This window comes from Actinoallomurus acanthiterrae, from assembly GCF_054775715.1.
Map to the genome: position 1 here is coordinate 2916902 of NZ_BAAHCO010000001.1, position 24235 is coordinate 2941136.

18 protein-coding genes and 1 pseudogene are annotated in these 24235 nt (G+C 73.4%); 17 read left to right on the forward strand and 2 right to left on the reverse strand.

Going from position 1 to position 24235, the window contains the following annotated elements:
- Positions 1 to 18 precede the first annotated feature (18 nt).
- The 16 genes and pseudogenes from ACYVF7_RS14185 to ACYVF7_RS14260 all read left to right on the forward strand — a co-directional run bounded on the left by ACYVF7_RS14185 (position 19) and on the right by ACYVF7_RS14260 (position 17320).
- On the forward strand, positions 19 to 1380 hold the full coding sequence (locus ACYVF7_RS14185; RefSeq protein WP_460339656.1) for a cobyrinate a,c-diamide synthase: 1362 nt from the start codon (positions 19 to 21) through the stop codon (positions 1378 to 1380).
- Positions 1377 to 1913, forward strand: coding sequence for a GNAT family N-acetyltransferase (locus tag ACYVF7_RS14190; protein WP_460339658.1), 537 nt, complete (start codon positions 1377 to 1379; stop codon positions 1911 to 1913). The genes ACYVF7_RS14185 and ACYVF7_RS14190 overlap by 4 nt, the downstream gene beginning before the upstream one ends.
- Entirely contained in the window at positions 1910 to 2656 is a 747-nt protein-coding gene (gene cobI / locus ACYVF7_RS14195) for a precorrin-2 C(20)-methyltransferase (RefSeq protein ID WP_460339660.1), read from the forward strand. Before ACYVF7_RS14190 ends, cobI begins: the two co-directional genes overlap by 4 nt.
- The gene (cobM, locus tag ACYVF7_RS14200) at positions 2653 to 3447 is read left to right on the forward strand and encodes a precorrin-4 C(11)-methyltransferase (protein WP_460339662.1); all 795 of its coding nucleotides are present in this window, start codon (positions 2653 to 2655) and stop codon (positions 3445 to 3447) included. Before cobI ends, cobM begins: the two co-directional genes overlap by 4 nt.
- Positions 3448 to 3454: 7 nt before the next feature.
- Positions 3455 to 4612, forward strand: coding sequence for a cobalt-precorrin-5B (C(1))-methyltransferase (locus ACYVF7_RS14205; RefSeq protein WP_460339664.1), 1158 nt, complete (start codon positions 3455 to 3457; stop codon positions 4610 to 4612).
- Positions 4609 to 5790, forward strand: coding sequence for a precorrin-6y C5,15-methyltransferase (decarboxylating) subunit CbiE (gene cbiE, locus ACYVF7_RS14210; RefSeq protein ID WP_460339666.1), 1182 nt, complete (start codon positions 4609 to 4611; stop codon positions 5788 to 5790). Before ACYVF7_RS14205 ends, cbiE begins: the two co-directional genes overlap by 4 nt.
- Positions 5787 to 7544, forward strand: a complete 1758-nt coding sequence (gene cobJ, locus ACYVF7_RS14215) for a precorrin-3B C(17)-methyltransferase (protein ID WP_460339668.1) — start codon at positions 5787 to 5789, stop codon at positions 7542 to 7544. The genes cbiE and cobJ overlap by 4 nt, the downstream gene beginning before the upstream one ends.
- Positions 7535 to 7720, forward strand: a pseudogene (locus tag ACYVF7_RS14220) (4Fe-4S binding protein); the annotation flags it as partial. The gene cobJ and the pseudogene ACYVF7_RS14220, both read left to right, overlap by 10 nt.
- Before the next feature lie 174 nt (positions 7721 to 7894).
- Positions 7895 to 8509 carry a precorrin-8X methylmutase gene (locus ACYVF7_RS14225; protein WP_460357914.1) on the forward strand — a complete coding sequence of 205 codons (615 nt, stop codon included), beginning with the start codon at positions 7895 to 7897 and terminating at the stop codon, positions 8507 to 8509.
- Positions 8510 to 8608: 99 nt separating this feature from the next.
- Positions 8609 to 9412, forward strand: coding sequence for a sirohydrochlorin chelatase (locus tag ACYVF7_RS14230; protein ID WP_460339670.1), 804 nt, complete (start codon positions 8609 to 8611; stop codon positions 9410 to 9412).
- Positions 9402 to 10454 carry an Rv2231c family pyridoxal phosphate-dependent protein CobC gene (gene cobC, locus ACYVF7_RS14235; RefSeq protein WP_460339672.1) on the forward strand — a complete coding sequence of 351 codons (1053 nt, stop codon included), beginning with the start codon at positions 9402 to 9404 and terminating at the stop codon, positions 10452 to 10454. The genes ACYVF7_RS14230 and cobC overlap by 11 nt, the downstream gene beginning before the upstream one ends.
- 40 nt (positions 10455 to 10494) lie before the next feature.
- Positions 10495 to 11619: a nicotinate-nucleotide--dimethylbenzimidazole phosphoribosyltransferase gene (gene cobT / locus ACYVF7_RS14240; protein WP_460339673.1), complete on the forward strand. Its 1125-nt coding sequence runs from the start codon at positions 10495 to 10497 to the stop codon at positions 11617 to 11619.
- Positions 11620 to 11952: 333 nt separating this feature from the next.
- Positions 11953 to 13191: a uroporphyrinogen-III C-methyltransferase gene (gene cobA / locus ACYVF7_RS14245; RefSeq protein WP_460339675.1), complete on the forward strand. Its 1239-nt coding sequence runs from the start codon at positions 11953 to 11955 to the stop codon at positions 13189 to 13191.
- Positions 13188 to 14915 (forward strand): GTPase family protein, encoded by a 1728-nt coding sequence (locus ACYVF7_RS14250; RefSeq protein ID WP_460339677.1) that lies wholly within the window; start codon positions 13188 to 13190, stop codon positions 14913 to 14915. The genes cobA and ACYVF7_RS14250 overlap by 4 nt, the downstream gene beginning before the upstream one ends.
- A gap of 19 nt (positions 14916 to 14934) precedes the next feature.
- Positions 14935 to 16665 (forward strand): P-loop NTPase family protein, encoded by a 1731-nt coding sequence (locus ACYVF7_RS14255; RefSeq protein WP_460339679.1) that lies wholly within the window; start codon positions 14935 to 14937, stop codon positions 16663 to 16665.
- 121 nt (positions 16666 to 16786) lie between these two features.
- Positions 16787 to 17320 (forward strand): single-stranded DNA-binding protein, encoded by a 534-nt coding sequence (locus ACYVF7_RS14260; RefSeq protein WP_460339681.1) that lies wholly within the window; start codon positions 16787 to 16789, stop codon positions 17318 to 17320.
- 136 nt (positions 17321 to 17456) lie between these two features.
- Here ACYVF7_RS14260 and ACYVF7_RS14265 read toward each other — a convergent pair whose 3' ends face one another.
- The gene (locus ACYVF7_RS14265; protein WP_460339683.1) at positions 17457 to 18485 is read right to left on the reverse strand and encodes an NADP-dependent oxidoreductase; all 1029 of its coding nucleotides are present in this window, start codon (positions 18483 to 18485) and stop codon (positions 17457 to 17459) included.
- A 162-nt stretch (positions 18486 to 18647) separates the two neighbouring features.
- Here ACYVF7_RS14265 and ACYVF7_RS14270 point away from each other — a divergent pair, with 162 nt between their 5' ends.
- Positions 18648 to 19640, forward strand: a complete 993-nt coding sequence (locus ACYVF7_RS14270) for an AraC family transcriptional regulator (RefSeq protein ID WP_460339685.1) — start codon at positions 18648 to 18650, stop codon at positions 19638 to 19640.
- Here ACYVF7_RS14270 and ACYVF7_RS14275 read toward each other — a convergent pair.
- Positions 19619 to 23467: a nidogen-like domain-containing protein gene (locus tag ACYVF7_RS14275; RefSeq protein WP_460339687.1), complete on the reverse strand. Its 3849-nt coding sequence runs from the start codon at positions 23465 to 23467 to the stop codon at positions 19619 to 19621. The genes ACYVF7_RS14270 and ACYVF7_RS14275 overlap by 22 nt on opposite strands.
- Between the last annotated feature and the right edge of the window lie 768 nt (positions 23468 to 24235).

Sequence of the window (24235 nt, forward strand, 5' to 3'; positions counted from 1 at the left end):
GATCGCGCGGGCGGTCCGGTGAGGATCCCGCGCCTCGTCATCGCCGCTCCCGCCTCCGGGAGCGGCAAGACGACGGTCGCGACGGGGCTGATGGCCGCGCTGACCTCGCGCGGGCTCGACGTCTCGCCGCACAAGGTCGGACCGGACTACATCGACCCCGGCTACCACGCGCTCGCGGCCGGACGGCCCGGCCGCAACCTCGACCCGTGGCTGACCTCGGAGGACCTCGTCGCGCCGCTGTTCCTGCACGGGGCGCGCGGCGCGGACGTCGCCGTGATCGAGGGCGTGATGGGGCTGTTCGACGGGGCCGAGGCAGCCGGTGGGGGCGGGTTCGCCTCCACGGCGCACGTGGCCCGGCTCCTGGACGCGCCGGTCGTCCTCGTCGTGGACGCCTCGTCGGCGGGCCGCTCGATCGCCGCGCTGGTCCACGGCTTCGTGACGTACGACTCCACGGTGCGGATCGGCGGCGTGATCCTCAACCGGGTCGGATCCGACCGGCACGAGCGGATCTGCCGCGCGGCGATCGATGAGACCGGGCTGCCCGTGCTCGGCGTGCTGCGGCGCCACGCGGACGCCGGCACCCCGTCGCGTCACCTGGGCCTCATCCCGGCGGCCGAGCGCAGCGCCGACGCCGTACGGACCGTCGAGCGGCTCGGCGCCCTCGTGGCCGAGTCCTGCGACCTGCAGGGCCTGCTCGCCCTCGCCCACGGCGCGCCACCGGTCGCGGCCACCCCCTGGGACCCGGCGGAGCACACGTCGTACGACCCAGGGCGCGGGGCCGACCTCGTGGCGGGTGTGCGTCCTGTCGTCGCGGTCGCGGGCGGGCCGGCGTTCACGTTCGGCTACGCGGAGAACGACGAGCTGCTGACCGCCGCCGGGGCGGAGGTCGTCCCGTTCGACCCGCTGCGGGACGAGGCGCTGCCGGAGGGCACGCGCGGCGTCGTGATCGGCGGCGGCTTCCCCGAGATGTACGCCCCCGAACTCGCGGCCAACGAACCGCTGCGCCGCCAGGTCGCCGCGTTCGACGGGCCGATCTACGCCGAGTGCGCCGGCCTCCTCTACCTCGCCCGTACGCTCGACGGCGCGCCGATGTGCGGGGTCGTCGACGCGGAGGCGCGGATGACCTCCCGGCTCACCCTGGGCTACCGCGAGGCGGTCGCGGTGGCCGACTCGCCGGTGACGCGGACGGGCGAGCGTTTCCGGGGACATGAGTTCCATCGCACGGCGGTGGTCTCCGGGCCGGGTGCCGAACCCGCCTGGCGATGGCCGGGGTCCGGGCCCGAGGGGTTCGCCGGCCGGAACCGCCTTGCGTCCTATCTTCATCTCCATTGGGCTGGTAGTCCGGAGATGGCGAGCCGTTTCGCGGGAGCGTGCCGATGACGTTCGACGAGGGTGTGCTGCTGGAGACCCGGCGGCTGCTGCTGCGCCCGTTCGAGGAGGACGACGCCGACGACGTCCTGGCCGCGAGCCGCGACCCGGCGCTCCTCCGCTGGATGGCCTGGGCACCCGCCCAGACCGCCGAGACCGCGCTCGCCTGGTGCGTCACGTACGCCCACATCGATCCGGCCCGCGGTGTCAACTTCGCCATCGTGGGCGGCGACCGGTTCGTCGGCGCTCTCGGCCTCGATCGCGCGGAGTGGACTGACGGCCGCGTCGAGGTCGGCTACTGGATCGCGCCGTGGGCGCGGCGCAAGGGGTACGCCGTCGAGGCGACGCGCGGCGCCGCCGCGTACGCGTTCGAGAAGGGGCTGCACCGGGTCGAGCTGCTGGCCGCCGTCGGCAACCACGCCTCGCAGGGCGTCGCGGAGAAGGCCGGCTTCACCCGGGAGGGCGTGCTGCGCCAGGCCGTGCTCACCCCGGCCGGGCGGGTCGACGCCGTGCTGTTCAGCCTGCTGGACGGCGAACTGAAATGAACCAGAACAAACCGAGGCTGGTCGGCGTCGGCGTCGGGCCGGGCGATCCGGAGCTCGTCACCGTCCGCGGCGTGCGGGTCCTGCGCGAGGCGGACGTCGTGCTCGTTCCCGTCATGGCGCTGGACGAGCCCGGCCGCGCCGAATCGGTCGTGCGCGCCTACACCGACAAGGCCGAGCGCGTGGTGTTCGCGCTGAACGACACCGGCGGGTTGAGCGAGCGCAGGGTCACCGCCTGGGACGCCGCCGCGCGCCGGGTCGTCGAGGCGTTCGCCGACGGGGCGCGGACGGTGGCGTTCGCGACGATCGGCGACCCGAACGTCTACTCGACCTTCACCTACCTGGCCCGGACCGTACGCGAGCGGGAGCCGGGCGTCGAGGTCGAGACCGTGCCGGGCGTCACCGCCATGCAGGACCTCGCCGCGCGGTCGGGGACCGTCCTGACCGAGGGCGACGAGTCGCTGTGCCTGCTGCCCCTGACGGGCGGCACCGATGGACTGCGCGCGGCGCTGGAGACGTGCGACACCGTCGTGGCGTACAAGTTCGGCCGCGTCGCCGAGGAGACCCTCGCCGTCGTACGGGATGCCGGGCGGCTCGACGACGCGGTGTACGGCGCGCGGCTGGGCCTGCCGGACGAGGACGTCCGCGCGGCGAAGGGCCTCGACGGCCCGGTGCCGTACCTGTCGACGCTGATCGTGCCCGGCCGCCGGACGACCACCGGCGGGAAGCTGAGAGGGAGAACATGAGTGGACGCGTGGTGTTCGTCGGGGCGGGACCGGGCGCGGCGGACCTGCTGACGTTCCGGGCCGCGAAGGCGATCGCCGAGGCGGACGTGGTGATCTGGGCGGCGAGCCTGGTCCACGAGGACGTGCTCCAGCACGCCCGCCCGGACGCGGAGATCGTCGACTCGGCGCAACTGCCCATGGAGGGCGTGCTGCCGTACTACGAGCGCGCCGTCGCCGAGGGGCTGACCGTGGCGCGCATCCACTCCGGCGACCCCGCGCTGTGGGGGGCGCTGCAGGAGCAGCTCGACCGCTGCCGGGACCTCGGCCTGGACACCGAGGTCGTGCCGGGCGTGTCCAGCTTCTCCGCCGTCGCCGCGGTGGTCGGCCGGGAGCTGACCATCCCCGAGGTCGCCCAGTCGGTGGTCCTGACCCGGCTCGGCGGCGGCAAGACGCCGATGCCGCCGGGGGAGGAGGTCCGGGAGTTCGCCCGGCACGGCACGACGATGGCGCTGTTCCTGTCGGCGGCGCGCTCGAAGCAGCTGCAGGAGGAGCTCCTGGAGGGCGGGTACCCGCCCGAGACGCCCTGCGTGGTCGCCTACCAGTGCACCTGGCCCGACGAGCTGATCGTGCGCTGCCGCCTGGACACGCTGGCCGAGACCGTCAAACAGCACAAACTGTGGAAGCACACGCTCGTGCTGGTCGGCGCCGCGCTCGAGGCCGGCGGCACCCGCTCGCACCTGTACCACCCGGGCCACTTCCACGGCCATCGCCGCGCGGACCGCACGGCGCGCAAGGCGCTGCGGGGCGGCTGAGCGGGTGATGAGCACCCCCTACGAACCCGACATGCCGCGGACCATGAAGGTCCGCGGCAAGGCGCTGCGCACCGGCTGGACGACCGGCACCTGCGCCTCGGCAGCGGCCAAGGCCGCGACGGAGGCGCTGGTCACGGGCGTCGCCCCGGAGGTCGTCGAGGTGGCGCTGCCGTCCGGCAACCGGGTGACGTTCGCGGTCGACTCCTGCCGGATCGGCGACGGGCGGGCCGAAGCAGTGGTGATCAAGGACGCGGGGGACGACCCTGACGTCACGCACGGTGCCCATCTGACGGCCGCGGTCTCGTGGCGGGACGAGCCGGGCATCGAGCTGGACGGCGGCGTCGGCGTGGGGGTCGTCACCAAGCCCGGGCTCGGCCTGGAGCTCGGCGGCCCGGCGATCAACCCGGTGCCACGACGGATGATCCAACAGGCGGTGGGGGAGTCGGTGGACCTGAACACCCGGGGCGTACGCGTCGTCATCTCGGTGCCCGACGGGGAGAAGATGGCGCGCAAGACCACGAACAAGCGGCTCGGCATCCTGGGCGGCATCTCGATCCTGGGCACGACCGGGATCGTCCGCCCGTTCTCGACGGCGTCGTGGCGGGCGAGCGTCGAGCAGGCGGTGTCGGTGATGGCCGCCCAAGGGGAGAAGACGCTGGTCCTGTGCACCGGCGGCCGTACCGAGCAGGGCGCGATGGCGATGCTGCCGAAGCTGCCCGACGTGTGCTTCGTCGAGGTCGGCGACTTCACCGGCGCGGCGCTGCGCCGAGCCGTGGAGCACGGCATCACCCAGGTGGTGTTCGTCGGGATGGCCGGCAAGCTCACCAAGCTCGCGTCCGGCGTGCTCATGACGCACTACACGCGCTCGAAGGTCGACACGGCGCTGCTCGGCGAGATCACCACCGCGATCGGCGGGCCGGACGACGTCGCGGCGGAGGTCGCCGAGGCCAACACCGCCCGGCACGCGTACGAGCTGTGGGAGTCCGCCGGACTGCTCGGCCGCGCGGGCCGCGAACTGTGCCGCCGCGTCGCCGGGGTCCTGGAGCGGTTCGCCGAGGACGAGGCCGCCAAGGCGCCCGGCGCGAAGGGCGTGGCGGCACAGGTCGTCCTCGTCGACTTCACCGGCAAGCGGATGATCGCCATGTACGGGCGGCTCGCCCGATGATCACGGTCGTGGGCTACGACGGCTCGCCGCTGCCCCGGACGGCGATGGACCGGCTCCAGAAGGCCTCCCTGGTGGTCGGCGGGCGGCGGCACCTGGAAGCGGTACGCCCGCCGGAGCGCGCCCGCCGGATCGTGCTGGGCGACGTCCCGGCGGCGCTGGCCGAGATCGACGCGGCGGCCGGCGACGACGTCGTGGTGCTCGCCAGCGGCGACCCGGGGTTCTTCGGCATCCTGCGGTCGCTGCGTGAACACGGGCACGCCCCGGAAGTCCTGCCCGCAGTTTCCTCGGTGGCCGCCGCGTTCGCGCGGATCGGGCTGCCGTGGGACGACGCCGTCGTGGTCAGCGCGCACGGCCGCGACCCGCGTACGGCCGTCAACGCCTGCCGGGCGATGCCCAAGGTCGCCGTCCTCACCTCGCCCGCCTGCGGCCCCGGCGAGATCGGCGCCGAACTCGCCGGATGGGACCGCGTCCTGTGGGTGGCCGAGCGCCTAGGCGCCCCCGGCGAGCGCGTCGTCCGCTGTACCCCGGCCGAGGCCGCCGCCCGCGACTGGGCCGACCCGAACGTCGTCATCGCTCTCGACGAACACCGGTCGGCGGAGAGACTACGCGTGCATGACCAGCCCGCCGCGCCGCCGGACGGCTGGGCGTACGCCGACGACGCCTACGAGCACCGCGCCGGGATGATCACCAAGTGGGAGGTGCGCGCCGTCGTCCTGTCCCGGCTGCGGCCGACGCTCGGCGCGCTGATCTGGGACGTCGGGGCGGGCAGCGGCTCGGTCGGCGTCGAGTGCGCCGAGCACCACGCGGCCGTGATCGCGATCGAACGCGACCCGGCCGCCTGCGACCTCATCCGGCGCAACGCCAGATCGACCGGCGTACGGGTCGTCGAGGGCGCCGCGCCCGAGGCGTACGACGGGCTGCCCGACCCGGACGCGGTCTTCGTCGGCGGCGGCGGCCTCGACGCACTCAGCGGCGCCCTCGCCCGCCGTCCGGAGACGGCGGTGGCGACGTTCGCGGCGGTCGACCGGGCGGCGACCGCCCACCGGCTGCTCGCCGACGCCGGCTACGCGGTCGAAGGCGTGCAGTTGGCCGCGTCGCGGTTCGCCGACCTGCCCGGCGGGTCGTTCCGACTGGACGCCCAGAATCCGGTGTTCGTACTGGCGGGAAGGCTGCGATGACAGAGAAGGCGGACACCGGGCGGCGGATCGGGGTCGTCGCGGCGACGGCGAGTGGCCGGGCGGCGGCGGAGACGCTGCGGGCGGCCTGGCCGGACGAGGTCCGTGTCATGACGGCCGAGAAGGCCGGGGACGCGCTGCGCGAGGCGTGGCGGACCTGCGACGCCGTCGTGAGCTTCCTGGCCGTCGGCGCGACCGTACGCGTCCTCGCGCCGCTGCTCGGCCACAAGACCACCGACCCCGCCGTCGTCTGCGTGGACGAGTCGATGGCGTTCGCCGTCGCGGTCCTCGGCGGCCACCACGGGGCCAACCTCCTCGCGCACCGGCTCACCGGCGTGCTCGGCTGCACGCCGGTCGTGACCACCGCCAGCGACCGGAGCAACGTCACGCCGCTGGACTCCTACGGTGCCGACCTCGGGTTCACCGTGCACAACCCCGACCTGCTCGCCCACGTCGGCGCGGCCGTGCTGTCCGGTGAGCCGGTGCGGATCGAGGGCGCCGAAGGCCGGCCGCTGCCCCCGCTGCCGCCGAACGTCACCCCGGACGCCGAGGACGCCGCCCACCGCATCCTCGTCACCGACCACGCCGAGATGGACTGCATGTGCCACGACGGCTGGTTCGGCGGCGCGCTCGTCTACCGGCCGAAGTCCCTCGTCGTCGGCGTCGGCTCGGCGCGCGGCGTGTCCGCCGAGGAGGTCGGCGCGCTGGTCGACGAGGCCCTGGCCGCAGCCGCGCTCGACCCGGCGTCGGTGCGGTGCCTGGCGACCGTCGACCTGAAGGCCGACGAGGAGGGCATCCTCCAGGCGGCGGCCGCGCGCGGCTGGGAGGTCGTCACCTACCCGGCCGAGGCCCTCGCCTCCGTCGCCGTCCCGAACCCCTCCGAGGTGGTCCGCGCCGAGGTCGGCACGCCCAGCGTCGCCGAGGCCGCCGCCCTGCGCGGCGCGCGCGAGCACGGCCGGGACGCCGAACTCGTCGTGGAGAAGCGAAAGTCGGCCAATGCCACCGCGGCGATCGCGCGGCTGAGGCCGCGCGGGCGACTGTCGATCGTCGGCCTCGGCCCCGGCGCGCGCGACCTGCTCACCCCGAAGGCGATCAGTGTGCTGCAGCGGGCGTCCGTCGTCGTCGGCCTCGACCAGTACCTCGACCAGGTCCGCGACCTTCTCCGCCCCGGCACCCGCGTCATCGCGTCCGGCCTGGGCCAGGAGGAGGAACGCGCCCGTACCGCCGTCTCCGAGGCGTCGGCCGGGAACGCCGTCGCGCTCGTCGGCTCCGGCGACGCCGGGGTGTACGCCATGGCCAGCCCGGCCCTGGAGTTCGCCGATGCCGACATCGACGTGGAGGGCGTGCCCGGCATCACGGCCGCGGTGGCGGCGTCGAACCTGCTCGGCGCGCCGCTCGGCCACGACCACGCGTACATCTCCCTGTCCGACCTGCACACGCCGTGGGAGGTCATCGAACGGAGGGTCACCGCGGCAGCCGAGGGTGACTTCACGGTGTGCTTCTACAACCCGCGCAGCCGGGCCCGCGACTGGCAGCTGCCGAAGGCCCTGGCGATCCTCGCCGCCCACCGCCCGCCGGAGACGCCGGTCGGGTACGTCCGCAACGCCACCCGCCCCGACCAGACGGTGACGCTCACGACCCTCGCCGAGCTCGACCCGGCGCGGATCGACATGTTCACGGTCGTCATCGTCGGATCCAGCCGCAGCCGCGCCGTCGCCGGGCGCTTCGTCACCCCGCGGGGGTACCGATGGGCCTGACCGTGCGTGTCACCGGACGCTGCCAGGGCTGCGGAGCCTGCCTGCTCACCTGCCCCGAACACGCCATCCGCCCGGACGCCGGATGGGCCGCGCACGGCGGCGACCCGCTGCGCGTCCTGGCCGACCGCTGCACCGGATGCGGCGAATGCACCGAGATCTGCCCCGTCGACGCCATCGAAGAACTCCCGTCAGCCGGCACGTCGGCCGGATCGCCGGGCCGGCGAAGGAGGCCCTATGACATCCCCGGTGCCCGACGGCTACGGAATCGTCGCCGTCCTCGTCATCTCCTGGCTCGTCGCGGCCGTCCTGTGGAGGGCAGACCGAGTCGAGCAGCGATCTGGGAGCAGTACATGATCAAAACCAGGGCCGTCCACCCGATCGAGGAACGGTCGTACGAGATCCTGCGGTCGCGGGTCGACCTCAGCCCGATGCCGCCGCTGTGGCGGGCCGTCGCCGAGCGGGTCATCCACGCCAGCGCCGACGTCGAGTACGCCGTCGACCTCGTCACCGACGAGGCCCATCTCGAACGCGGACTGCGGGCGCTGCGCGCCGGCGCGCCGATCGTCACCGACGTCGCCATGGTCGCCGCCGGGATCACCGCGCGCGAGACGATCTGCTCCGTCGCGGACCCGGCCGCCGCGCGGATGGCCCGGGCGGCGGGCATCACGCGCTCGGCGGCGGCGATCCGCCTGTCGTACGCCGAGGTCGGCAAGGGAGCGATCTGGGTGGTCGGCTGCGCGCCGACCGCCCTGGAGGAGATCATCGCGCGCGACGTCGACCCGGCCCTGGTGATCGGGCTGCCGGTCGGGTTCGTCGGGGCCGCCGAGTCCAAGGAGGCGCTGCGGAAGAGCGGGCTGCCCGCCGTCAGCAACGTCTCCGAGAAGGGCGGCTCCGCGGTCGCCGCCGCCGCGCTCAACGCCCTCCTCTACCACGAGGGCACCGTCGAGGGAGAAGGGAACGCATGACGCCGCTGCTGCTGGTCGGGCACGGAACCCGGGACGAGAGCGGGGCCGAGGAGTTCGGCCGGTTCGTCGAGCGGGTGCGGGGCCGGGCTGCCGGCCGACGTGTCCGGGGGCTTCATCGAGCTGTCGCCGCCGCCGCTCACCGACGCCGTCGCCGCGCTGTACGAGGCCGGGCACCGGCGCCTCGCCGCCGTGCCGCTGGTCCTCGTGGCCGCCGGGCACGGCAAGGGCGACATCCCCGGCGCGCTGGCCCGCGAGCGGGCGCGCCGGCCCGGACTGTCGTACGCGTACGGCCGCCCGCTCGGCCCGCACCCGGGGCTGCTGGACCTCCTGGACGAGCGGCTGTCCGCCGTCCTGGACCCGGCCGAGCGCGCCGACACCGCCGTGCTGCTCGTCGGCCGCGGCTCGACCGACCCGGACGCCAACGCCGAGATCCACAAGGTCGCTCGGCTGCTGTGGGAGGGCCGGGGACTGGGCATGGTCGAGCCGGCGTTCGTGTCGCTGGCCCGGCCCGACGTCCCCGAGGGCCTCGAACGCTGCCGCCGGCTCGGCGCGAGTCGGGTCGTCGTACTGCCGTACTTCCTGTTCCCCGGCGTCCTGCCGGACCGCGTGGCGGAGCAGGCGGGGGCGTACGAGGGCCTGGAGGTGCGGTGCGCCGACGTGATCGGTGACTGCGACGGCCTCGCCGACGTCGTCCTCGAACGCTACGAGGAGGCCCTGGCCGGCGACATCCGCATGAACTGCGACACCTGCGTCTACCGCATCGCCATGCCCGGCTTCGAGGGCCGCGTCGGCGCGCCGCAGCTCCCGCACCACCACCCGGACGACCCCGCGCACGGCCACCACCATCACGGCCCGCACGCGCACGCCCACCCGGACGACCCGTCGCACGCCCATGCCAACTGACGTGGACCTGCGCCACCACGGCGACCAGGAGGTCGGTCCCGGACTGGTGGACCTCGCGGTCAACGTACGGCCGGACACCCCGCCCGCCTGGCTCGCCGCGCTGCTGCAGGACAGCGTCGCCCGGCTCGCGGCCTACCCCGACGCCGCCCGCGCGCGGGCGGCGGTCGCCCGCCGCCACGGCCGTACCCCCGGCGAGGTCCTGCTGACCGCCGGCGCCGCGGAGGCGTTCGTCCTCCTCGCCCGGGTCCTCGCACCCCGGCGAGCGGTGGTCGTGCACCCGCAGTTCACCGAGCCGGAGGCCGCCCTGCGCGCGGCGGGCCACGAACCCGACCGGGTGATCCTGGACGGCGACTTCACGCTCGGTGGCGTGCCGGAGGACGCCGACCTCGTCATGATCGGCAATCCGACCAATCCCACGTCGGTGCTGCACCCGGCGGCTGCGATCGCCGCGCTCGCCCGGCCGGGCCGGACGGTCGTGGTGGACGAGGCGTTCATGGACTGCGTCCCCGGCGAGACCGAGAGCCTCGCGTCCGAGACGCGGATCCCGGGCCTCGTCGTCATCCGCAGCCTCACCAAGACGTGGGGGCTGGCGGGCCTGCGTGTCGGCTACGTCCTCGCTGAGCCGACTCTGATCGCCCGCCTGGCCGAGGCGCAGCCGCTGTGGTCGGTGTCCACCCCCGCCCTGGTGGCGGCCGAGGCATGCACGAGTCCGCGAGCCCTCGCCGAGGCCGACGCGTGGGCCCGCGACCTGCAGATCGAACGCGACCGGCTGGCGGCCGCGATCCGCGCGCTCGGCCTGCACGTCGTGCCCGAGGCGCGGGCCTCGTTCCTGTGCGTGCGCGTCCCCGGCGCGCCGGGCGGCCTGGCCGTACGCGCGGCGCTGCGCGAACGCGGCTACGCGGTGCGGCGCGGCGACACCTTCCCTGGCCTAGGGCCCGACTGGCTGCGCGTCGCCGTCCGGGACGCCGCCACCGACGACGCGTTCACGGCCGCCCTCAAAGCGGTGCTCGGCGACACTCCACCGCCGCCCCCTGTTAAATGATCATGGTACGGCCACCGAATCCCTGCAACGAGGAGAACCGATGGACCTCATCGCCGAGACGATCGCCGCGATCCGGCCGCTGGACGAGACGGCCATGCGGGCGGCGCGCGAACGGCATGACCGGCTGACGAAACCGCGCGGCTCGCTCGGCGCCCTGGAAGAGCTGGGCGTCCGCCTGGCCGGCGTCGCGGGGACGTGCCCGCCGCCCCTGCCGGCGCCCGCCGCCGTCGCGGTGTTCGCCGGCGACCACGGCGTGCACGCCCAGGGCGTCACTCCCTGGCCGCAGGAGGTGACCGCCCAGATGGTGCAGAACTTCCTCGCCGGCGGGGCGGTCGTCAACGCGTTCGCGCGGCAGGCCGGCGCCGACGTCACCGTCGTCGACGTGGGCGTCAAGACCGACCTGCCGCCCGCGCCCGGGCTGCTGGTCCGGAAAGTCGCGAACGGCACCGCCGACATGACCCAGGGACCGGCGATGACCGCCGACGAGGCCCGCCGGGCCGTCGAGGTCGGCATCGAGATCGCCCGGGACCTCGTCGAGGCGGGCAACCGGTGCCTGATCACCGGCGACATGGGCATCGCCAACACCACGCCGTCCGCCGCCCTCATCGCCGCCTTCACCGGCCGCAGCGTCGAGGGCGTCACCGGGTACGGCACCGGCATCGACGACCTCACCCACGCCCGGAAGATCAAGGTCGTGCACACCGCCCTGGCCCGGGCCCGCACCGAACTCCCCGGCCACGACGGCAGCGACGGCGCCGATCCCCGTGTCGCCTCCGCCGATCCCCTCGCGGTCCTCGCCCAGGTCGGCGGGCTCGAGCACGCGGCGATCGCCGGCTTCATCCTCGGCGCCGCCGCCCAGCGCGTCCCCGTCCTGCTCGACGGCGTGATCGCCGGCGCCGCCGCACTCGTGGCCGCCGCGATCGCCCGCGGCGCGCGCGACTACTGCGTGGCCGGCCACCGGTCCGCCGAACCGGGCCACGCCGCCGCGCTGTGGTACCTGGAGCTGCGCCCGCTCATCGACCTCGAGATGCGGCTGGGCGAGGGGACCGGCGCCGTCCTCGCCCTGCCGGTCGTGAGCAGCGCCGTGCGCGTGCTGCACGAGGTCGCCACCTTCGACTCGGCAGGCGTCGCCGACAAGGACGCCGCCTCGCCGGATGGCCCCTGACCCGCACCGGTGACCACCGGACGCCGGCCGACCCGCCCGGGTGCCTGCCGGGGCAGCCGACCAGGCCGGTGATCACCGGACGGCAGCCGGCTGTCCGGGCGCCTGCCGGATGGTGCCTGACCCGCGCCGGTGACCATCGGATGGCCGCTGACCGGTGCCGGTGGCCACCGGATGGCGGCCGACCCGTCCAGGTGTCTGCCGGGACACCTGACCAGGCCGGTGACCACCGGACGCCGGCCGACTCGGCCGGGTGCCTGCCGGGTGGCACCTGACCGGCGCGGGTACCTTTGGTGCCGGACCGGACCGCTCACGCTTCGACCAGGAGATCCTTCCTTGCCGCCCTACCTTCTCGGTCTCCGTTTCGACGGTCGCCGTGTCGTCGTCATCGGTGGCGGACGCGTCGCCCAGCGGCGCGTGCCCACGCTGCTCGCCGCCGGCGCCGATGTGCTGCTGATCGCCCCTGATGTGACGCCGATGCTCGAGGATCTCGCCGCCCGCGGTGAGATCACCTGGGAGCGCCGGGCGTACCGTCCGGGCGACTGCGACGGCGCCTGGCTCGTGCAGGCCTGCGCCGACGACGGCGACGTCAACGCGGCGGCCGCCGCAGAGGCCGAGAGCCGGCAAATCTGGTGCGTGCGCGCGGACGACGCGGAGCTGTCCCCGGCCTGGACCCCGGCGAGCGGCAGGGTCGGTGAGACCACCGTCGGCGTCCTCGCCGGGGGAGACCCGCGGCACGCCGCCGGTCTGCGCGACGTCATCGTCGACGGGCTGCGCGACGGCACCATCGGGGCGCGGCACTCGCGGCAGCGGCCCGTGGGCGTCGCGCTCGTCGGCGGCGGCCCCGGCGATCCGGGGCTGATCACCGTACGCGGGCGGCAGCTGCTGGCCGAGGCGGACGTCGTCGTCACCGACCGCCTTGCCCCGCGCGAGCTCCTCGACGAGCTGCCCACCGACGTGGAGATCATCGACGCGGCCAAGATCCCGTACGGCCGCTCGGTCACGCAGGACCACATCAACGCCGCGCTCGTGGAGCACGCCAAGGCCGGCCGTTTCGTCGTACGGCTGAAGGGCGGCGACCCGTTCGTGTTCGGCCGGGGCGCCGAGGAGGTGCTGCACTGCGTGCGGGAGGGCGTCCCGGTCACCGTCGTCCCCGGCATCACCAGCGCCATCGCCGTTCCCGCCTCGGTCGGCGTGCCCGTCACCCACCGCGGCGTGTCCCAGGAGTTCCACGTGGTGTCGGCACACGTCGCCCCTGGAGACCCCGCCTCGACGGTCGACTGGGAGGGCCTGGGCCGGGCCCAGGGCACGCTCATCCTGCTGATGGCGGTGGAGCGCATGAGGGTCATCGCCGACACGCTGATGCGCTATGGTCGGTCGCCTGACACTCCCGTCGCAGTCATCCAGAACGGTACGCTGCAGACCCAGCGCGCCCTCACGACGACGCTTGCGGCGGTGGCGGATGACATGGCGGCCACCGGCGTGCGGCCACCGGCGATCGTCGTCGTCGGCGAGGTCGTGCAGGTCGCACGAGAGATCGACATGCTGAACGCGGATATGGGGCGGACTCCGTGACACCCCCGGCTGACCAGAGCGCGATCAAACGCGCTGCTGTACCCCTTCCACTCGATGAGGCCCTGGCCGATCTACGGGACCAGATCGCCTCCTTCCGGTTCGTCCTTGACGCCCCCGGCGTCGAGGAGGCCCGTACGACCCAGCAGGACCTGATCAACCAGCTCGACGACTACCTCCTGCCGCGGGTGCGTCAAAAGGACGCTCCACTGCTGGTGGTGCTCAGCGGGTCGACCGGCGCGGGCAAGTCCACGCTGGTCAACACGCTCGTCGGTGAGCGCGTCAGCGCGACCGGCGTGCTCCGGCCCACCACGAGCAGCCCGATCCTGGTCTGTCACCCCGACGACGCCGACTGGTGGCTCGACGAGCGTTACGTCCTGCCCGGCTTCGGGCGGGTGCCCGGCCCGGCGCCCGACGCGGTCGTCGGCGACCAGCTGGTGATCATGAAGAGCGACGTGCTGCCCAAGGGCCTGGCGCTGCTCGACAGTCCGGACGTCGACTCGGTGTTCGAGGACCACCACGAGTTCGCCTCCCAGTTCCTGTCGGCGGCCGACGTGTGGGTCTGCGTGACCACGGCGGCCCGCTACGCCGACGCGCTGGTCTGGCGCCTGCTGCACCGTGCCCGCGACCACGGCGCCACTCTCGGAGTCGTCCTGTCCCGCGTCCCGGAGGGCGGCGAGGAGGTCGTCGGGCACTTCACCGAGATGCTCAAGGACAACGGCCTGGAGCAGGCGGCGCAGTTCGTCATCCCCGAGACCACGGTCTCCGGCGGGATGCTGCCCTCCGAGGCGGCCGACGAGGTCCAGATGTGGCTGAGCGGCATCAGTGAGGACGAGGATGGCCGAGCGGAGGTCATCAGGTCTACTCTGGGTGGCGTGCTCGACACCTTCCGTACCCGCGTCCCCGAGCTGGCCGCGAAGGTCGAGGAACAGGTCGCCCTCCGGACGATGCTCCGCGATGAGGTCGAGGCCGCCTACGCCACCGGCCTGGCCGAGCTGGACGAGGCCACCCGCAACGGCTCCCTGCTGCGCGGTGAGGTGCTCGCCCGCTGGCAGGACTTCGCCGGCACCGGCGACCTCGAGCGCGCCCTGCACGCCGGGCGCGGCCAGACCGGCCACCGCGGCAGCAGCAGCCGCCGCAAGCGCAGCCCCGCGCGGGTCCGCTCGCTCAAGGCCGCCCTGCGCAGCGCGCTCGAGTCCCTCATCATGGCCGGCGCCGAGCGCGCCGCCGAAGAGGTCGTGAGCCGCTGGCAGGGCCGTACGGCCGGCGCCATGCTGCTGGCCGGGCGTGAGGAGGCGCTCGACCGGGCCTCCGCCGAGCTGCCCCGCCGCGTCACCCGCGCCGTCAGCGCCTGGCAGGACCACATCGCCGAGCTGATCCGGACCGAGGGTGTCACCAAGCGGTCGGTGGCCAAGTTCGTCTCCTACGACGACGAGGCCCTGGCCCTCGTGCTGATGGTCGGCCTCTTCGGCTTCGGCACCAGTGAGATCGCGGTCGAGGGCGGCACCAGCGCCGTGCCGCAGCGGCTGCTCAAGGCGCTGTTCGGCGCCGAGTCGCTGCGCAGCATGAGCGCCAAGGCGCGGGCCGACCTGCGCGGCCGCATCGGCATGCTGTTCGACGAGGAGGGCATCCGGTTCGGGCAGGTGCTCGACAGCGCCGGGGTGCCCGACGAGACCACCCCGGTCCAGCTCTACCAGGCCACATACAACCTCGAGGTCGCCCGGTGACCGAGGAGGATCGCGACCGATGACGACGACCACCCCCGGCGTCTCCGGCACGTCCCAGGAGACCGAGCCAGAGCAGACGGAGCAGGCGACCCCGGCTCCCGAGCCGGCCGCACCGCCGTCCGACGCGTCCGGGCTCACCCACCGCCTGGCCACGCTCGACCGGCTCGTCGAACTCGGCGACGGCCGCGTCGACCAGGCGCTCATGGACGACGCCGCCGAGCTCCTCGGCCGCGCCGGCCAGCGGCTGCGGCTGTCCGGCGACCACACGATCGTCGCGCTCGCCGGCGGCACCGGCAGCGGCAAGTCGTCGCTGTTCAACGCCGTCTGCGGGCTCGAGCTGTCCCCCACCGGCCTGCGCCGGCCGATGACCTCCGCCGCGCACGCCTGCGTCTGGGGCCTCGACGGCGCGGGGCCGCTCCTGGACTGGCTCGAGATCGACAAGCGGCACCGCTACGCCCGGGCCAGCGCGCTCGACCAGACGACCGGCGACGGCGCCGGCTCGCTGGAGGGCCTCATCCTGCTGGACCTGCCCGACCACGACTCCATCCGATCCGAGCAGGTCGCCGAGGTCGACCGGTACGTCGGCATCGCCGACCTGCTGATCTGGGTGCTCGACCCGCAGAAGTACGCCGACTTCGCCGTGCACCGGCGCTACCTCGAGCCGCTGGCCGGGCACGACGGCGTGAGCCTCATCGTCCTCAACCAGGTCGACCGCCTCGCGCCCGAAGAGATCGACGAGTGCGTCAAGGACCTGCGGCGCCTGCTGGAGGCCGAGGGCCTGCGCGACCCCCGCATCCTGACGACCTCGGCCAAGTCCGACGCCGGGATCGACGACTTCCGCGAGGTCGTCGCGGACACCGTGGCCGCGCGGCGGGCCCGCACCGAGCGGCTCATCGCCGACCTGGACCGGCTCATCCAGCGGTTCGAAGGCGCCTTCGGCGACATCGAGCCGCCCACCACGGTCGACGCCAAGCGCACCGCCGCCCTCGTCGAGGCGCTCGTGGACGCCGCCGGCATCCCGGCCGTGGCCGAGGCGATGGAGAGCGCGTACGAGCTCCGCGCCCTCGACTACGTCGGCTGGCCGCTCGCCCGCCTCGCCGCCCGGCTGCGCAGCGATCCGCTGCGCCGCATGCGCCTCGTCGAGCTCCGCGACGAGCTGCGCTCGGCGTTCACCACCCCCGTCAACGCCCAGCAGGCCCACGTCGACAACGCTCTGCAGGACGTCGCCGAGGACGTCGTACGCGACCTGCCGGCCTCCTGGCGGCGGTCGGTACGCGAGGCCGGCCGCTCCAACGCCGAGGAGCTCCCCGAGGCCCTCGGCACCTCGCTCCGCGACGTCGTCCCCGCGTTCAACCAGGTGCCGGCCTGGTGGTGGGCGGTACGCGTCTGGCAGTACCTCCTGCTCGTCGTCGCCGCCGTCGGCCTCGTCTGGCTCGGCGCGATCGGCGCCTTCGCCGGGCTGAAGCTGGCCCACGCGCCGACCCGCCTCCTCGGCGAGGCGGACGTCGCACCGTACGTCGGGCTGGTGTTCGTGTGCGTCCTCGGCCTCGGCGCGCTGACCGCCCTGGCCGCCCGGAACATGATCGCCATGACGTCGGTGAAGCACAGCGAGCGGATGGAGCAGCAGATGCGCGAGGGCGTCGTCACCGCCGCCCGCGAGCTCGTCATCGGGCCCATCGAGCAGGAGCTCGCCGTGTACGCGCGGTTCCGCGACGAGGCGGGCCACGCGATCCGCGACGTCGCGCCCTAGGGGTGGCACGGGGAGTTATCCACAGTTCACAGAGGGGCCTGGTGGGCGGGGTCTCGGATCCTCGACGGTGGGTGTGACGGCGGCGGCGTAGGGCCGCCGCGCACGCATCCGAGGAGCCTTCGTGAACGACGCGCTGATCACCGTCATCGGTTTCGTGGCAGCCGAGCCCCACTTCGAGGTCCTGTCCAGCGGCACCGCCCTGATGTCGCTCCGCATCGGCAGCACCCCGCGCCGCTTCGACCGCGACCTCGGCCAATGGCGCGACGAGGATCCGATGTTCCTGACCGTGACCTGCTGGCGGTCCCTGGCCACCAACCTCCAGGAGGTCGACCTCAAACGCGGCGATCCGGTCATCGTCACGGGCCGGCTCCGCCTCCGGGAGTACGCCAAGGACGGACAGACGCGCTTCTCCGCCCAGATCGAGGCGACCACCGTCGGCCACGACCTCAGCCGCGGCGTCGCCCGGCTTCAGCGGTCCCAGCGCTCCGCCGTCAACCTCGCGGAGGACCGCCGCCAGGCCGACGACCTCGCCGACCGCTGGATCGAGTCGGAGGAGCGCGCCGACGGCACCGAGGAGCTCACGCCCCAGGCCGCCGGAGGAGCCGACGACTCCGACGAGACCACCGAGCCGGCCGCGTTCCGGGTGGTGGCCTGATGCGCCCGGCCGGCGTCTCCTGGGCCCGCACCGTGCAGCGCGCCGCGCCGCGGCCCGGGTAGACCGACCGGGAGCCTGGCACAGGGCGGAGCGCCATCCCGACGCACCGCCCTGTGCAGGTCCCCGCCGGGTGCCGTCAGGGGATGAGGATGGTCTTGCCGCTCGCGCGGCCGGCCTCGGCGTCGCGGTGCACCGCCGGGAGCTCGGCGAGCGGACGGGCCGCCGTGATGTCCACGCGCACCGCGCCGCTGTCGACGAGGGCGACGAGCCGGGCCAGCTGGGCGGGGTCATTGCGGGTGACGAAGTGCGTCCCCGTCACGCCGGTTCCCGCCGGCGGCTCCACAGGGCCGGTGATCGACACCAGCGCACCGCCAGGCCGGACGACCCGGCAGAGTGCCTCCACGGCCTCGGCCGGTATCGGTACGAGGTTGAACACCAGATCCACCAGGTGGTCGAGCGCTTCGTGCGGCGAGGCGCGCGTGTAGTCGATGATCTGTTCGGCGCCGTAGCCGCGGACCCGGTCCGCGCTCCGGGGCCCGGCGGTGGCGATCACGTGTGCGCCGGCGTGACGGGCGAGTTGGACGGCGAACATCCCCACGCCGCCCCCCGCTCCGTTGATGAGGATCCCGGTACCCGGTGCGAGGTCCGCGTGTTCGAACAGCCCCTGCCAGGCGGTGAGACCGGCGACCGGGATCGCCGCCGCGTGGGCGAGCGGTATGGCGGCAGGCGCGCGCACCAGCCCGCCGGCCGGAGCCGTGAGGTAGTCGGCCGCCGCGCCGCCCTCGTCGACACGGCCGACGACGTGATCGCCGACGTCGAGGCCTTCGGCGCCGTCTCCGAGCCCGACCACCGTTCCGGAGGCCTCGGACCCGAGGGTGAACGGCAGATGCAACGGGACGACGTCCCGCATGAAGCCGTTCCGGAAGCCGACGTCCGAAGGGTTGAACCCGGCCGCGGCCACCCGGACCAGCACCTCACCCGGTCCAGGGACGGGACGGGCCATCGGCTCATGGCGGATCACCTCGGGCCCGCCGAAGGCATGGACACGCGCGGCCATCATCGTCGCGTTCGCGTTCGCGTTCGCGTCCGGGTCCTGGCGCGCGTCCGAGTCAGCGTTCGCGTTCGGGTCCGCGGACTGCGGCCTCGATGCCGGTGCTGCTGTCATGAGCCGTCCTGTCTCAACCGATGCTTCGACCGCCGCGTCCCGTACAGGGGTGGCGATCCTCGAGTGACTCGACGGTACGAGCGGCGTGTGAGACGGCCAATGCGTGTTCGTCTCGGATCCCTACGAGATCGTCTCGTGGGAGCCGTCGTTAGCATCCGGTGGATGGACGTGCTGAGCGATGTGATCGCCGTGATGCGCACCGGTGCGCCCCGATCGGCCTGGGTGGAGTGGCAGGCGCCGTGGGGACAGCGGTTTCGGACGGTGCCGGGAGCGGCGGGCTTCCAGATCGTCCTGCGCGGGCTCTGCTGGTTGATCCCAGAAGACGGGGATCCCGTACCGCTGTCCGCCGGCGATGTGGTGTTCCTGCCGCACGGAGGGTCGCACGGTCTGGCCGACGTGCCCTCCACGCCCTTGGCCGAGCACACCTGCGATCCGCAGGACGACTCCCGGTTCGAACGCAGGTACGCGGCCCCGCCCGCGGGAAGGCGCGGAGACTCACCGACCACGGTGACGTTGTGCGGGGCGTACCAGCTCGACGCCGCTCGCGTCCACCCACTGTTGAGCGATCTGCCGCCGCTGCTGCACCTGCCCGCCCGGCTCGGACGTCATCCCCGACTGCGCGCCGCGGTCGACCTGCTCGGCGCGGAGCTGGAGGAGCCACGGCCGGGGACCGACGCCCTCGTGCCCGCACTGCTGGACACCCTGCTCGTCTACATCCTGCGGGCCTGGTTCACCGAGCAGCCGGTGCGCGGCGGAACCACCGGGTGGGCGGCGGCCCTCGCCGACCCGGCCATCAGCACCGCCCTGGAGGCGATCCATCGCGAGCCCGCGTATCCCTGGACCGTCGCCGAGCTGGGCGCGCGGGCCGGGCTGTCGCGGGCCGCCTTTTCCCGGCGCTTCACGGCCCTGGTCGGGCGGCCGCCCCTGGCGTACCTGACCTGGTGGCGGTTGACCACCGCGATGCGGCTGCTGCGCAGCTCAGACGCCCCGCTGCACGCCGTGGCCCGACAGGTCGGGTACACCTCGGAGTTCGCCTTCGCCAACGCGTTCAAACGCGAGTTCGACGTCGCCCCCGGACGCTACCGGCGCGACGGCCGCTCGGGAACGCCGAGCGGCCGTCGCCTCGGTCGACGTCAGCCGGAGCGGATCGGATAGACGTGGACGCCGGCCTGGTCGCTGTTCGTGGACGTGTGCGACAGGCCCTTCGGTGCGGTGTCGAGGAAGGACCCGGGCACGCGGGATCCGGGGACCTCGAGGTACGTGCCGGGATCGCCCGAGCCGTTGGCGTAGCCGACGCCGGCCGAGGTGCCGCCCAGACCGCTGTGGCCTCCGCTGAGATCGCCGCTCTCCCAGCGCAACTGCTGGTAGCGGAACACGATGTCGAACGCTCCGTCGCCGGCGTCGCCCCGGTCGACGAGGTAGAGCTCGAAGGAGTTCAGCGGGTCGGCGTGGGTGTCGTAGTAGCCGACCCCGTCGTACAGCACGCAGAAGGCCCGCCGTCCCTGCACCGTGCCCATCCCGTACCGGACCGGCTGCGTTCCCCGGGCCCGGGTGTCGACGTCGGCCCACCACGGCGCGATGATCGGCTCCGTCATGTCCTTGAAGGGCTCGGGGGTGAAGTCGGAGAACGCCCTCTCACCGAAGCTGACGTTGCCGTTGTTGTTCACCCAGAGCTCGGAGAACCGCCGCCCCTTGAAGTTCAACGTGAACGGCAGGCTCACCTTCGGCCCGGACTGGTCGTCGTTCGGCACCACCCGGTTGGCGTCGCAGCTCACATCGGCCTGATCGCCGTCGACCTGCAGCTCGTACCGGCCGGTGAAGCCGCCCGAGTCGAACACCCGGACCTCGTACCGCCCCGATTCGCGGAGCCCGGTGAAGCCCACCGAACCGCACCCCGGTCCGCGGGTACGGCCGAGCGGCCGGCCGCTGGGCGCGACCAGCGTGATCGCGAAGGTGCCGTGACCGGGGCAGGCACCCGGCGTGGTGATCCGCACCGACTGCCCGGCCTTGAGGTCGACGAGATAGCGGTCGGTGGCGTACGGCTTGTCCAGTGACCCCGACACCCGGTGGCCGAGTTGGAGCTGAGCGGTGTTCTCGATCGGGCCGCCCAGCGCGGAGAGGTCGACCGTGGACCGCATTCGCTGGGCGACGACCGCCGCGTTGTCGGCGAACCGCAGGTCACCGGCGAGGGCGACGTCCAGGACGCACTGCTCCAGCGCGGCGCCGGGCGCCACGCCCTCGTCCCGGCAGGTCTTCTCCGCCGCGGCCCGGACGGCCGCCGGAAGGTCGGCCACCGACGCCCGCTTCGGCGGCTCGATCGGCAGCGCGCCATCCTGCGGAATCGTGCTGCGGAAGAACGATGTGTTCCCCTGTACCCGCCAGCTCGCGCCGAACTTCCCGTACAGCTGCTGGAAGTCGAGCGGGTCCTTGACCGGCGTGCCGTCCCGGGCGGTGAGGTCGTTGGTCGGATCGCTGTCGGCGTTGCCGAGCAGGCCCCGCACCTTCCCCCACCGGCTCTTGGCCAGCGTCAGGAACGCGTTGTCTGCGATCCAGCGACCGGCCATCAGTTCGGTGCCGTCCGGCCACCGGACCACCGCTCCGCGTACCTTGCCGAACGTGAGCATGGCGCCGCCGGGCAGCTTGGTCGTCACCCCTTCCTTGAGCGGGAGTCGCCTGCCGTCGAGGGTGGCCACCTGCGGATCCAGCGGCTCGGAGGTCGTGTCGTCGCCGAAGGCGATCACCGAGCCGCCCACCCGCGCGGCCACGCCACGGTTGACCGACATCGACGTCGACCTGTGCGGCAGCCGGGTGTAGCGCCCCTGGACCATGAAGTTGTCGGTGGTCGACTCGGCCAGCACGTAGTCGCCCGCGCCCTGGAAGTCGACCGAACCGCCGTCGAAGCTGATGAGGTGCGGGTCGCCGTACGATCCGCCCGTGGCCGGGGGCAGCGGTCCCTCGTCCCGGGTGGTGCCACCGTCGCTGCCGCCACCGCCGCTGCCCGGCGGCACACCGCCCGGCGGCAGGTCGCACTTGTCGGGCCCGGCGCCCTTGGTGGCCTTGAGCTGAGCCTTACAGGAGTTCTGGCAGGCGTCGCCCTCCCCGTCACCGTCCTGGTCGGCCTGGTCCGGGTTGGCGACCTCGGGGCAGTTGTCGAGCTTGAAGGTAGCCCCCGACCACGGCTGGGCGTCCGGTACGCCGTCCCTGTCCCTGTCGTTGTCGGGGTAAAGCCGGCTGATGTCGCGCTTGATCGTGGGGAGTTCGTCGTTGACGCGGAAGAGGAAGGGCTTACCGGCCACGGCGCCAGGAGGGCCGCCCGGCTGCGGAGTCGCCTCGAGCCTGCTGAGCCCGATCGTGGCGCCCGCCTGGGCCGACCATGAGCCGGGGTTGCCGTCACAGAAGTCGACCGAATCGAGCACCTCGAGAGTGGGCTTGGTGATGAGATCCACACGCTTCCGCACGCCCCGGTCGGTGACCTCGGGCACGAACCGGATGGGGCCGGTGAAGTTCCGCTCATCCGGGAAGGTCGTCGGTCCCGGAGGAAGGGTGACCTGCCCGGGCCCACCGGCGATGACCCCTGGAACCCTGGTCGCGTCCGACCATTCGATCTGCACGTCCTTGCTGATCTCGCCGAAGTCCGAGAACTGCTTGGTGGTCGGCGTCTGCGGGGCCGCGAGCGCCGGCGGCGCGGCTTTGATCGCGTTGATCACCTTCGTGATCGCGTCGTCGATCGCGAACCTGGTCTCCACCGCGTCGCGGAACTGGGCGAGCGCGCCGGCGTCGGTGACCTCGACCCGGTCGTGGTTGCGCAGTCCGCCCAAGATGAATCTTCTGAGCATTTCGGTCGACGTCGGGCTGGGGTCCGGTGGCTGGTTGCTCGTGGCGTCCAGGTACGGCAACAGCGCGGACGTCAGCCACTGCCTGGCGAGCCGGACCTCGGACGGAGTGAACGGCTTGCACCAGTACTTCGGGTAGTCCGGCAGGTCTTCCCGCACCTCGAGGCCCCGCAGCCGATCGAGCTGGAACGTCAGTTCCGTCCCGACGACCTTGGTGCGCGGCGTCGTCACGGTCATGCGATCGGGATCGAGGCCCCTGATCATCGTCTTCGCCGGATCCAGCCCGACGACGCCTGGCTCGACGGCCACGGTGATCGGCTTGGCGAAGCGCAGGCCGCTCGGCGACAGATCGAGGACGCCCGTGCCGAACGCGTCTTTCGTCCCGGTGGCCTTCAGCGGGGTCAGGTTCAGGCTGGTCGACGTGCGCACCGCTCCCGCCGGAACGGTCACCCGCCATCCCTTCCCGGTGTACGAACCGCCGCCCGGACCGACCCGTACGGGCTTGGCGAGGTTCTGCACGGGCGTGTCGATGACCTGGCCGCGCCCGGCGGCCAACCGGGCGACCGCCAGGCCGGCGAGGCGTCCCGGCGCGCGGACCGAGACGGCGAGGCTGCCGTCGGGCAGCCCGGTGAGGGTGTACCGGCCGTTGCCGTCGGTCTTCGCGGTCCGGGATCCGTAGCTCGCCGTGGCGCCGGCGACCGGTTTGTGCGTGCCGGCGTCCAGGACCCGGCCGGTCACCTTCCCGCGGGCCTTGCCCGATCGCTGCTGTACCGTGACCCGCTTGGTCAGGCGCCGCTCACCGGAGTACGCCGTGACCGTCAGGCGGTTGCGGCGGGAGGGGCGCAGCAGCACCTCCACCGAGAACGTGCCCTGCCGCCCGGTGACGGCCATGGCTGGGAGGACGCCTCCGCCGACCACGACGACGCTCCGAGCGGCGGCGCGCCCGCGAAGCGTGACGCTGCCGGACCGCGTCCTATGGGGTGCGGACACCGTGAATCCGGTGTGCACGCGGGCCGCGGGACGTGCGGCCGGCGCCGCCTCCGCGGCGGGTGGTGCCAGGCCGAACGCCATGGCGATCGCCGCGGTGACCGCCGTCGCCCGGACGGCCGCCCACCCGACGATCGACGGCCGGGTTCGCCGATTACGCATTTAGCAACTCCCCGCTAAAACCGTAAATGATTGACTAATCGGACGTTATTAACGCCGCATGCCCGTTTGCGTAAACAACGCCACAGAAATGCCGATGCTAGCCAGTGTCGCGGGATTCGGTAGGTGAAATTATCGATATTCGTAACCGAAGCTCCCTGAGTGACTTCGAGGTGATCGCCCGACCACGGGAGCGGGCGGACCTGCGCGGAGTGGGGCATGCTGGGGCGTCAGCGCACTGGTCCGCCGCCCTTGACTCTCACGCTAAGAGTTGTGGCGATAACCCCGGTATCCCAAGTTTTGGGGGGTAGGCAGGCGGAAACTCCGGAAAGCGCGAGTTGCGGCCGGTCGGCCACCGACCAAAAAGGCGAGCGAGAGCCGCGCCAAGGGCATCTGCTGATCCCGGCTCGACTCAGCCGTTCTGAGGCGCCATCGCGGGCCGTCGGAGCGAGCGGAACGCCGGGAGAGGGCGGAACGCCGGGAGAGACCGGCACGCCGGGAGAGAGCTGCGTTGCCAACGCCTGCCCGGCGGGCGGTTTCGTCCACCGGGCTGAGGCGGCGTGTCGTACGGCGCCGACCGGAGAGTGTCCGGCCGGAGTTGCTCGTCAGGGGGTTGGCCGCAAGCGGACAGGACCCCGTGGCGGTGCCGCGTGGGCAGGGGAAGGGGACGTGGTGGTCGTCAGATCCAGGAGATGCCGCGCATCGTGCGTTCCTTCCGAGATGGCGCGTCCGCCGACGTGGGGAGTCGGCGGTGCGAGCACGTCAGGTGCG